This is a genomic window from Pseudomonas sp. PS01270, from assembly GCF_029959775.1.
GTDB classification, from domain to species: Bacteria; Pseudomonadota; Gammaproteobacteria; order Pseudomonadales; family Pseudomonadaceae; genus Aquipseudomonas; species Aquipseudomonas atacamensis.
In genome coordinates, this window is the sequence record NZ_JASCPT010000154.1 from 1 (window position 1) to 10,815 (window position 10,815).

The window sequence follows — 10,815 nt, forward strand, 5'->3', positions numbered from 1 at the left end:
CTGTTCATGTTTCGCGGTAGCAGCAACGAAGATTGAAACGTTGTGCCGGCCTCTTCGCGAGCAGGCTCGCTGCCACATTCGATCGAGTCGTCTGTGGCAGCGAGCCTGCTCGCGAATCGAGTACGACGCGGTATCAGGCGCTACGCACCACACTCATCCGCGACACCATCGGCAGCTTGCCCAGCAACGCGAAAACCGGCGCGGTCAGCTTCAACCAGAAGTTCGCCGCGTGATAGGCAAACGGTGTGTAGTAACCCCAGCCCAACGCCCACACCGCCAGCAGCACGCCGCCGATGTAGTCGTCCTGACCCCAATGCGCGCCGGCCACCAGACGCGGCAGCATGAACAACACGGCCAGCCCCCATACTGTTAGAAATTGTCCGACGGTGCGGCTGAACACGCCCATGAACAATGCCCAGATCAACAGCACTGAGGCATGATCACCGGGGAAACTCTGGCCGGAACGGTCCTTCAGCTCCCAGGTTGTTTCCAGGTGCGGAAAGTAATCGCTGATGTGCACGGCGCCCTCAAGCACCATTGACGGGCTGCTGTGCTGCCAGCCCATGTGATCGGCGAATTTGGAAAACAGCGCGCGGATCACCACCATCAGCAGCAGGATCGAGAAAAAGCCGAAGAACGCGCGACGCACGTCGATCGCCCTGAAGACCCAGTCGCCCTTGATCAGCAGCGTCAGCAGAATCAGTCCGACGACGATGTCGAACGGGCGCAGACTTGCAATTGCCCAGATGTGGAGCCATATCGGGTTGCTGGCCAGCGGCGCATTCAGCGAGCGGAACAGCCACTCGTCGAAAATCACACACAGCATCTGGCCGGTAGGCCATAACCAGAAAGCCAGTAGCGCCAACGGCACTACGTTACACAGAACCAGCCGGCCGAGGTTCCACCTTGATTGGAACAAACCCGGATTGTTCATAAAATGCCTCCCATGGCGAAAAAGCGCCGGCACCAAAAAAAGTGCCAGCAAGCGCAAATTTTCACGTTTTGTAATCATTTTGTCATCACATTCAGATACCCAGACCTATGACCGACCTAGCGGATACCGATTTCACTCAACGCTTCATCTTCGATGACAGCGACACTCGCGGCGAACTGGTAGCGCTGGAGCGCAGCTACGCCGAAGTCCTCGCCAAACACCCGTACCCGGAACCTGTCGCGCAGTTGCTCGGCGAACTGATGGCGGCCGCGTCGTTGCTGGTCGGCACGCTCAAGTTCGATGGCTTGCTGATTTTGCAGGCACGCTCGGAAGGGCCGATTCCGCTGCTGATGATCGAGTGCTCCAGCGAGCGTGAGATCCGTGGCCTGGCGCGTTACAACGCCGAGCAGATCGCCGCAGACGCCACCCTCAGCGATCTGATGCCGAACGGCGTTCTGGCCCTGACCGTCGACCCGACTGTCGGCCAGCGCTATCAGGGCATTGTCGATCTCGACGGCGAAACACTGTCGGACTGTTTCACCAACTATTTCGTCATGTCGCAGCAGGTTGGCACCCGCTTCAAGCTGTTCGCCGACGGTCGTCGTGCCCGCGGCATGCTGCTGCAACAACTCCCCGCCGATCGTTTGAAAGACGAAGAGGATCGCGCCGCCAGCTGGCAGCACCTCACCGCGTTGGCCAGCACTCTGAGCGCCGATGAACTGCTGAGCCTGGACAACGAAACCGTCCTGCATCGCCTGTACCACGAAGAACAAGTGCGCCTGTTCGATGTGCAGCATTTGCGCTTCAGTTGCAGTTGCTCGCGGGAACGCTCCGGCAATGCGCTGGTCAGTCTTGGGCTGGACGATGCGCTGGCGCTGGCCGCCGAGCAGGGCGGTAAAGTCGAGATCGATTGCCAGTTCTGCAATCAGCAGTACCTGTTCGACGCGGCCGATATTGCTCAATTGTTCGCTGGCGCGGGCGTCGATACGCCGTCAGATACCCGTCACTAAAACGGTTCAGCGCAGGTAAATTCACTGCGGAATGACGGAATATCGCCGTTACGACGGGAGGACCCTACTCTTTTTGGGCTTTTCTGGCATAATCCGGCCCACTTTTTTCGCGGTAGTAGTGCACGACTTTCTACTACAAAACGTTTGGAGCACACTCGGCCACTGGCCGACGGGGAACCTCATGACGCAAGCCAATAACGCCGTGTACACCGATCTGAGTGTTGATGATCTGGTAAAAGAAGCCCTGAATCGCGGTGAAGGCGAGCTTGCCGATACCGGCGCTCTGGTTGTTCGCACCGGTCACCGCACCGGCCGTTCGCCAGTCGACCGTTTCATCGTTGAAGAGCCTTCCACCCAGGCCGCTATTGCCTGGGGCCCGATCAACCGCAAGTTCCCGGCCGACAAGTTCGATGCCCTGTGGGCTCGCGTCGAGGCCTTCAACAACGCGCAAGAGCACTTCGTTTCCCACGTGCATGTAGGCGCGGCGGAAGATCACTACCTGGCCGTGAAAATGACCACGCAGACTGCCTGGCAGAACCTGTTCGGTCGTTGCCTGTTCATCAACCCGGCCCAGTACAACCCGGCTGGCCGTGAAGAATGGCAAGTGCTCAACGTTGCCAACTTCGAGTGCGTGCCTGAGCGTGACGGCACCAACTCCGACGGTTGCGTGATCATCAACTTCGCGCAGAAGAAAGTGCTGATCGCCGGCATGCGTTACGCCGGCGAGATGAAGAAAGCCATGTTCTCGGTGCAGAACTTCCTGCTGCCGGCCGCTGACGTGCTGCCAATGCACTGCGCTGCCAACATCGGCGAAGACGGCGACGTGACCCTGTTCTTCGGTCTGTCGGGCACCGGTAAAACCACCCTGTCGGCTGACGAAAGCCGTTACCTGATCGGTGACGACGAACACGGCTGGGGCGAAGGCGTGGTGTTCAACATCGAAGGCGGTTGCTATGCCAAGTGCATCGACCTCTCCGAGAAGAACGAGCCGGTTATCTGGAAAGCCATCAAGCACGGCGCGGTGCTGGAGAACGTCGTTATCGACGACGCCAAGCACGCCGACTATGCCGATGTCAGCCTGACCCAGAACAGCCGCGCCGCCTACCCGCTGGAGCACGTTGCCAAGCGTTCCGAGAAGAACCTCGGTGGCGAGCCAAACGCGGTGATCTTCCTGACCTGCGACCTGACCGGCGTGCTGCCGCCAGTGTCGATCCTCAACGAAGAGCAAGCGGCCTACCACTTCCTGTCCGGCTACACCGCACTGGTGGGCTCGACTGAAATGGGTTCGGGCAGCGGCATCAAGTCGACCTTCTCCACCTGCTTCGGCGCACCGTTCTTCCCGCGTCCGGCTGGCGAATACGCCGAACTGCTGATCAAGCGCATCCGCGGTTTCGGCTCCAAGGTCTACCTGGTCAACACCGGCTGGACCGGCGGCGGCTACGGCGTCGGCCAACGCTTCAACATCCCGACCACCCGCGCGGTGATCGCCGCGATCCAGAGCGGCGCGCTGATCGGTGCAGCCACCGAACACCTCGACACCATCAACCTCGACGTGCCTCTGGCCGTCCCGGGCGTCGACACTAACCTGCTCAACCCACGCAACACCTGGGCTGACAAGGCTGCGTACGACGAGGCCGCCAAAGCATTGGCCGGTCTGTTCATCGAGAACTTCAAGAAGTTCGAAGTGAGCGACGCGATCAAGGCGGCTGGGCCGAAGTTGTAAGTAGTGGTTTGCAGTGAATAAAAAACCGCCCTTTGGGGCGGTTTTTTATTTCCGATCTGAAATGCAGCTTGGTTGGACTCAAAGACGTGGCTTGCCCTGGCTATGTGTCAATCAGCCAGTGCACTCAGCACATGGACAGGATCGTTATGAATGGCCTTGAGTAGTGCTTTGGCCGGGCCAGTCGGCTGACGACGACCTTGCTCCCAATTGCGTAACGTTCCCAATTGGACATCGATCAAGGCTGCGAATTTTGCCTGCGTCATTCCCGTCGCTTTGCGAATCTGTTTAACCTGTAATGCATCCACATAGAATTCGCGGGACGGCTTTTTTTCACCCCGAAGAATCTCATCCATTTCCTGCACGCTTTCCATCAGCTCATCAAAAAACTTGCTCATGGTTACCTCCAGTTTCCAATCATGGCCTTCAGTGCTTTCCGTTCGTCATGGGTAAGATCCTGCTGCTCGTTTTTTGGATAAATCATCAACAACGCGATCTGTGATGCTGAAACGAAGTGGTAGTAGATAACCCGTGCGCCACCCCGTTTGCCATGGCCTTTGGAGGCGACTCGTGCTTTACGCACCCCGCCGGTTCCTTCGATTACATCGCCAATAGACGGGTTTGCGACCAACTGCTTTTGAAAGGTGGCGTAGGCATCGTCGTCCAGTAACTCTCTTACTCGGCGGGTGAAGACTGAAGTCTCAATAAAAATCATGGTCAATGTACGCCAGTGACTTACTTTCAGGCAATGCTGAAGTGTTGATAACGATGACTGGTGCCTGGTCGCCGACAGATGATCGGCGGCGATCAGGCTGCTCGCCTTAGGCAGGGGCTTTCCAGTTGAGCATCTGTGTCTGCGCGACTTGCAGCAGCTCGCAGCCGACCTGTCAGCAGGTACAGAGCGTAGGTGATGTGGGTGTCGCTGACCAAAGCAGCGACACCCATGACTATAGGTTCGCACCACCACCTCGTGATAGCCGACAAGGCATCGCGTGAAGTAGGAATGGGACGAACAGAGCGCCAGACGTTGCTACCGATTCTTCAACGCCTTTCAACACAGATGCTGGTAACCGGAAATATCCAGCAGGCTTGTGGTCAGTCCGGTTGCAGGGCGGTAGATCGTGCCTTTGACTGCTGAAAACGGCACGCCTTTGCTGCCCAGCGAGACATAGCGCTCGCCTTTGTCCAGTTCGGTGAAATAGGTGTAGGACTGGCTGTGCATCTTCTTGTAGCGGGCTTCGTCGCTGACGATGGCGCCGGTGAGGCGGCGCAGGTCGGTATCGCTCAGGTTGAGCGTTTTGCTCAGTGGCACGCCCCAGCGCTTGAGGCAGGTTTCCGCCAGATGGCGAACGATGCGGCCGGGCTCGATCAGCGCGTTGAGGTCGCTGCTGCTGCTCGGCTCGCCGCCGAGCGCCGTGGCGTTGCCAGCAAGGGTGGCGTGGCGACCGGCCATTGGATAGATCGAAGTCCTGGTGCCGGTAGCGGTTTGCGGGATCACGCAGCTGAAGCCTTTTGAGCGCTCGTCGCGGGCATAGAAGGCGATGTATTCCTTGACGTTGGATTCGAGTTTGACGCGGTTTTCCTGGAAGTTGCCAATTCCCGGGACTGGATCAATCGCAAAGATATTCACCGGAATATGTTTGAGCGCAGCGTCCCTGGACATTGCATTGGCAAGCATATGGCAACTGATACCACCCCGGCTCCAGCCGAGCAGATTGACACGCGTCGGAATAATGCCGTCCTTGCGGAAAGTCTTGATGATCTGTTCCTGCAACTTCTGTTGCGTGATACTTCGGTCGCCATAGTTATACTGGCGCCAGAACCAGGAACCTTCCTCTTTTACATCTTCAATAGGAATGCCTGCGGCTTTCAGACGGTTATATTCTGCCTCGGTAAGTTGTTTACGTTGCCAATCGCATTTGCCTTTGATGATATTCAACGCGTGCTGCACGTTTTCATCCCAGCCTTTGCCGAACAGCGTGCCGGACAAGCCGTATTCAGAGGTCTTGGTGAACAGGTCGTCGGCTTGCAGATTGCCGCTGCCAGGGCCGTCGACGACGATCCACTCGGCAAATTCGCGTCCGCTGTGGTGTGCAGCGAGCGTAGAAACGATTTCGCCGTCCCAGAAGTTTTTATGTTTGTCATCAAATTTGTTGGAGCCGGTGCCGCAGAAAAAGATTGTTAAAGTTGTCATTTCGTTGCTCTTGCTTATGTATAAGAGCAGTCAAGTTAGTTTTGGGCGGTGTTAAAATAAAGGGCGTTGTTGTGTCTGCGTTTGTAATGTGAAGTTTGTTATATATATGTGGCTGAGTTTTTCGAAAGTATGTCGAGGCGCTTTGATTGTTAAACGCTTGGTTTTCGCTTCCCATGTATCATTCAGTATCGATTCAACCCCGACCTTTTCTCGACTCGCTGCAATCGCCCGCTAGGCTTTGGGCATGGCAGCAGTCAAAGGAGTGACAGTAAATGCACCACACCCTGGAACAGGTTTTTGGTTATCCACAGTTTCGCCCCGGTCAGGAGGCCGCTGTCAGCGCGGTGCTGGCGGGGCGCTCCGCGGCGGCAATCTTTCCCACCGGCTCCGGCAAATCGCTTTGCTATCAGCTGCCTGCGCTTTTACTGCCACACCTGACATTGGTGGTTTCGCCGTTGCTGGCGTTGATGCAGGATCAACTGGCGTTTCTCAAGCGCCACGGTATCTCCGCAGGCAGTATCGATTCGGCGCAGAGCCGCGAGGATGCCAACGACGTCATGGCCCGTGCGCGTTCGGGGGAATTGAAGATTCTGATGATCTCCGTCGAACGCCTGAAAAATGAGCGCTTCCGCAATTTTCTGCAGCAGGTGCCGATCTCGTTGCTGGTAGTCGACGAGGCGCACTGCATTTCCGAATGGGGCCACAACTTTCGGCCGGACTACCTGAAATTGCCGGACTACCAACGTCAGTTCAACATCCCGCAGGCCTTGCTGCTCACCGCCACGGCGACCCCAAAAGTCATCGCCGACATGCAGGCCAAATTCGCCATATCTCCTGACGATGTAGTGACCACCGGTTTCTATCGGCCCAACCTCAACCTGCTGGTCGAGCCTGTACGCGGTCAGGACAAGCGCCGGCGTCTGGTCGAATGGATGAGCGAGCGTCCCGGGCAACCGAGCATTGTCTACGTGACGTTGCAGAAGACCGCCGAGCACATCGCCGAGCATCTTCAACGCAACGGAATTCAGGCCGAGGCATACCACGCAGGTTTGCCCCACGATCAGCGTGAAGACATTCAACGTCGCTTCATGGACGGGCAGTCCAATTGCATTGTCGCCACCATTGCCTTCGGCATGGGCATCGACAAGAGCGACATCCGTAACGTCGTGCATTTCGATCTGCCCAAATCCATCGAAAACTACAGCCAGGAAATCGGCCGCGCCGGACGCGACGGACAGCCCTCCGACTGCCTGGTACTAGCGAATCGCGACAGCCTCAATGTGCTGGAGAACTTCGTCTACGGCGATACGCCCGAGCGTGATGGCATTCGTTATGTGCTCGATGAACTCAAAGCCTCGGTCCCGGAAGGGCAATGGGAGTTTCTGCTTGGGCCATTGGCGGATCAGAGCAACATTCGCTCGTTGCCGTTGAAGACTTTGCTGGTGCAGCTGGAACTGCGGGGCCTGATCGCGCCGCGCTACGCTTATTACGCTGAATACCGCTTCAAATATCTGCTTGAGCCGGAGGCACTGCTCCAGCGTTTTGAAGGCGAACGCAGGGACTTCGTTGCGGCGATCATCAGGACGTCCACGCGAGCGCGCACCTGGGCCACAGTAGATTTCGAGGCGATGTATTCGCAGTATTCCGCCGAGCGCAATCGCGTAGTGACAGCGCTTGATTACTTCCAGGAAAAAGGCTGGGTCGAGCTTGAAAGCAAGCAAATGACCGAGGTTTACAGCCTGCTGCAAATTGATTTTGACAGCGACGCCCTGAGCGCTGAGCTGCACGAGTATTTCACTCGCCATGAACGGACTGAGGTGGCGCGGATTCACGCCATGCTTGAGGTGTTCGCCACCGAACGCTGCCTGGGTTATCGCCTGGCCAAGTATTTCGGTGACCACAATGCCCCTGAACATTGCGGGCATTGTTCGGTATGTCACGGCCAGATCGCGCGATTGCCTGAGCCACCGCCGTTGCCAGCGCTTGTGGATAAAAACTTCGCGCAATTGTGTGGTGAATTTATCCACAGGCATGAGCAGCACACAGGCAGCCTTCCGACGGCCGAACGCCTGACACGGTTCCTGTGCGGAATCAGCGTGCCGTTGTTCACCAAACTCAAGGCGCGGGCGATACCGGGTTTTGCTGCGTTGGAAGAGTATCCCTACGCAAAGGTCCGCGAGTGGGCGGACAGTCACTTGCTCGATTAAGCAGAGCGTCTGTGGACGCTGCATCCATCCGCTGAATGTCGATCATCACGCTAATAAACTTCAAAAAGCGTCGTGGCCTGACTAAGGTTGGAATCTGTCTTTGGGCCACCCACAAGAGAACAACATGAGCCAGACAAGCTTCGAGATTCAGCAGGCTGCCGTGATCGGCGCGGGCACCATGGGCCGTGGCATCGTCATGTGCCTGGCCAATGCTGGCGTGAACGTGCAATGGGTGGATAACAATCCACAGATGCTTGAGCAGGCGCTGACGACGGTCGCGCAAACTTATGCACACAACGTGCGCCAGGGCCGCATTGATCAGGCCGAGGCGGATGCGCGAATGGCTCGCGTATCTGCAGCGGCGGATTACGCGGCGATCCGCAACGTCGATCTGGTGATCGAAGCGGTGTACGAGAACCTCGAACTGAAGCAGAAGATTTTTCGCGAACTCGATGGTCTGCTCAAGCCTGAGGCCCTGCTGGCGAGCAACACCTCGGCGCTGGACATCGACGCCATCGCGGCTGCGACCCGGCGCCCGGCGCAGGTGCTGGGTCTGCACTTCTTCAGCCCGGCGCACATCATGAAACTGCTGGAAATCGTGCGCGGTGCGCAGACCTCGCCAGCGGCACTGGAGGCAGCGCTGGCACTCGGCAAGCGCATGGGTAAGGTCAGCGTGGTGTCTGGCAACTGCCACGGTTTTATCGGCAACCGCATGCTGCATCCGTATGTACTCGAAGCGCGCAAGATGCTCCTCGAAGGTGCTTATCCACAGCAGGTGGATGCCGCGCTGCAAGGTTTCGGCTTCGCCATGGGGCCGTTTCGCATGTACGACGTGGTCGGCATCGATCTGGAATGGCGTGCTCGGCAGTTAGCTGGCAAGGGGCAGGATGCGCCCGAGGTTCAGGTGGATAACCGCCTGTGTGAGATGGGCCGGTTCGGGCAGAAGTCCGGCAACGGCTACTACCACTATGAGCCGGGCAGTCGCCAGGCCGAGCATGATCCCGAAGTGGACGCGCTGGTGCTGCGAGTCAGCGAAGAACTGGGTTTCCAGCGTCGCGACATCGGCCCTGAAGAAATTCTCGAGCGCTGTTTGCTGGCGCTGGTCAACGAAGGCGCGAAGATCCTCCAGGAAGGCATTGCCAGCTCCGCCCATGACATCGATCTGGTGTATTTGAACGGCTATGGTTTTCCAGCAGAAAAGGGTGGGCCGATGGCCTGGGCGGATCAGCAGGGGCTGGCGGATATCCATCAGCGCTTGCTGGCGCTGGAGACGCGGCAGGGCGATCAGTGGACGCCGGCGCGGTTGATTGGCGAACTGGCGGCGCAGGGGAAGGGGTTTGCTGATCGTTGACGCCGGTCGGCTGTGCTGACGCCTTCGCGAGCAGGCTCGCTCCCACAGGTAAAGTGTTCATCAACACGATCAAATTAAATGAAGAGAATGCGAGAACCCTGCATGAATCAACGCTCCGACTACCCCCACTTCCAGCCCATTACCACACGCTGGCATGACAACGACGCCTACGGTCACGTCAACAACGTTACCTACTACAGCTTCTTCGACACGGCGGTGAATACCTACCTGATTCAGGTCGGTGGCCTGGATATTCATGACGGCGAAGTGGTGGGATTCGTGGTGAGTTCGGCCTGCGATTACTTTGCCTCGATCGCTTTCCCCGATCTGATCGAGATCGGACTACGGGTCGGCAAGCTGGGCAACAGTTCGGTGCAATACGAACTGGCTGTGTTCAAGGTTGGCGAAAGCGAGGCGTGTGCGGCGGGGCGGTTCGTGCATGTGTTTGTCGATCGGTCGAGCAATCAGCCGGTGCCGATTCCGGCAGATTTGCGTGGAGCGCTGGAGCGGCTGGTGGTCTAGACGCGCAAAAAAAATCGCAGCTAAAAAGCTGCGATTTTTTGTTCAAGCCTTCGCCTTAGTGGTGGCGATAGTACTTGTGATGCTTGCGGTGGCCATAGGCATGGCCGCGACCTGGATGACCACGGTCGCGGTAGTAGCGACGGTCATCATGGCCACGGTCATAGCGACGATCATCGTCGTCACTCTTGTTGCCCATGTAGTTACCCAGCGCGCCACCTGCACCGCCACCAGCGGCGGAGCCGATCAGGCTGCCGGTGGTGCCGCCGAGACTGCGGCCAACCACGTTACCGCCGGCTGCACCCAGTGCACCACCAATGGCTGCTTCGCCACGGCTGCGCTTGTCTGCGCCGACCGCACTACCACCCGCGCCGCCCAGGGCTGCGCCGATGGTGGAACCTGTATTGCCGCCTAACGATTGACCGACGACCGAGCCAAGAACCCCGCCCAATGCGCCGCCCACACCTGCTTCGGTGGTGCCTCCGGCAGAAGCGAAGCCACTGACCAGGCCAAGGGACAACAAGAGAATCGAGGAGAACTTCATAGAGGATGAGCCTCAAAGGGATGACGGCGCCGATCCTGAAGCTCTGCAATGGGCGTGACAATCAAAATCCGACGAATAACACGACTTGTATACAATATTGCAAGTTACTGTTTTTTCACCGGAACTTAACCGATTTTCGCCGGTCTTTAGCTACTTCGGACAGGCCGTTTTCATGCGAAAACGGCCTTTTTTGTGGGCGGTCGAAAATCTTTGCCACGGCAGATCTGTTGACAGGTCGATGGCTTTCGCGAGCAGGCTCGCTCCCACATTTGAAATGCATTCCAAGTGTGGGAGCGCGCCTGCTCGCGAAGAGGTCATTCCAAGCGCCGGGTCAAG

Annotated in this window: 11 protein-coding genes; 5 read left to right on the forward strand and 6 right to left on the reverse strand. The window is 57.7% G+C overall.

The window, feature by feature from the left end; genetic code table 11:
- Nucleotides 1-133 precede the first annotated feature (133 nt).
- A complete protein-coding gene (locus QMX86_RS25205) occupies nucleotides 134-934 on the reverse strand; it encodes a phosphatase PAP2 family protein (RefSeq protein WP_282386852.1) in 801 nt (266 codons plus the stop codon).
- Nucleotides 935-1,041: 107 nt separating this feature from the next.
- Between QMX86_RS25205 and hslO the strand changes: the two genes are divergently transcribed.
- Together hslO and QMX86_RS25215 are read left to right on the forward strand one after the other, a co-directional pair.
- Nucleotides 1,042-1,944, forward strand: a complete 903-nt coding sequence (hslO, locus tag QMX86_RS25210; protein ID WP_073471522.1) for an Hsp33 family molecular chaperone HslO — start codon at nucleotides 1,042-1,044, stop codon at nucleotides 1,942-1,944.
- A gap of 181 nt (nucleotides 1,945-2,125) precedes the next feature.
- Nucleotides 2,126-3,667: a phosphoenolpyruvate carboxykinase gene (locus QMX86_RS25215; protein WP_016772179.1), complete on the forward strand. Its 1,542-nt coding sequence runs from the start codon at nucleotides 2,126-2,128 to the stop codon at nucleotides 3,665-3,667.
- A gap of 107 nt (nucleotides 3,668-3,774) precedes the next feature.
- On the opposite strand, the gene nadS is transcribed toward QMX86_RS25215, so the two are convergent.
- From nadS to QMX86_RS25230, 3 genes are all read right to left on the reverse strand, one after another.
- Nucleotides 3,775-4,062 carry a NadS family protein gene (gene nadS / locus QMX86_RS25220; RefSeq protein ID WP_016772178.1) on the reverse strand — a complete coding sequence of 96 codons (288 nt, stop codon included), beginning with the start codon at nucleotides 4,060-4,062 and terminating at the stop codon, nucleotides 3,775-3,777.
- Between the two features lie 2 nt (nucleotides 4,063-4,064).
- Nucleotides 4,065-4,379 (reverse strand): type II toxin-antitoxin system RelE/ParE family toxin, encoded by a 315-nt coding sequence (locus QMX86_RS25225; protein WP_130910162.1) that lies wholly within the window; start codon nucleotides 4,377-4,379, stop codon nucleotides 4,065-4,067.
- 336 nt (nucleotides 4,380-4,715) lie between these two features.
- A complete protein-coding gene (locus QMX86_RS25230) occupies nucleotides 4,716-5,858 on the reverse strand; it encodes a hypothetical protein (protein WP_122698811.1) in 1,143 nt (380 codons plus the stop codon).
- A 272-nt stretch (nucleotides 5,859-6,130) separates the two neighbouring features.
- On the opposite strand from QMX86_RS25230, the gene QMX86_RS25235 reads away from it, so the two are divergent.
- The 3 genes from QMX86_RS25235 (at nucleotide 6,131) to QMX86_RS25245 (ending at nucleotide 9,938) form a co-directional block, all read left to right on the forward strand.
- The gene (locus QMX86_RS25235) at nucleotides 6,131-8,065 is read left to right on the forward strand and encodes an ATP-dependent DNA helicase RecQ (RefSeq protein ID WP_282386859.1); all 1,935 of its coding nucleotides are present in this window, start codon (nucleotides 6,131-6,133) and stop codon (nucleotides 8,063-8,065) included.
- Between the two features lie 124 nt (nucleotides 8,066-8,189).
- Complete coding sequence (locus QMX86_RS25240; RefSeq protein ID WP_282386862.1) at nucleotides 8,190-9,416, forward strand: 3-hydroxyacyl-CoA dehydrogenase; 1,227 nt, start codon at nucleotides 8,190-8,192, stop codon at nucleotides 9,414-9,416.
- A gap of 102 nt (nucleotides 9,417-9,518) precedes the next feature.
- Nucleotides 9,519-9,938 carry a thioesterase family protein gene (locus QMX86_RS25245; protein WP_282386864.1) on the forward strand — a complete coding sequence of 140 codons (420 nt, stop codon included), beginning with the start codon at nucleotides 9,519-9,521 and terminating at the stop codon, nucleotides 9,936-9,938.
- Between the two features lie 55 nt (nucleotides 9,939-9,993).
- On the opposite strand, the gene QMX86_RS25250 is transcribed toward QMX86_RS25245, so the two are convergent.
- The gene (locus tag QMX86_RS25250) at nucleotides 9,994-10,479 is read right to left on the reverse strand and encodes a glycine zipper domain-containing protein (RefSeq protein ID WP_016772172.1); all 486 of its coding nucleotides are present in this window, start codon (nucleotides 10,477-10,479) and stop codon (nucleotides 9,994-9,996) included.
- A gap of 150 nt (nucleotides 10,480-10,629) precedes the next feature.
- The coding region (locus QMX86_RS25255; protein ID WP_282390421.1) for a hypothetical protein at nucleotides 10,630-10,815 on the reverse strand (186 nt) is incomplete at its 5' end.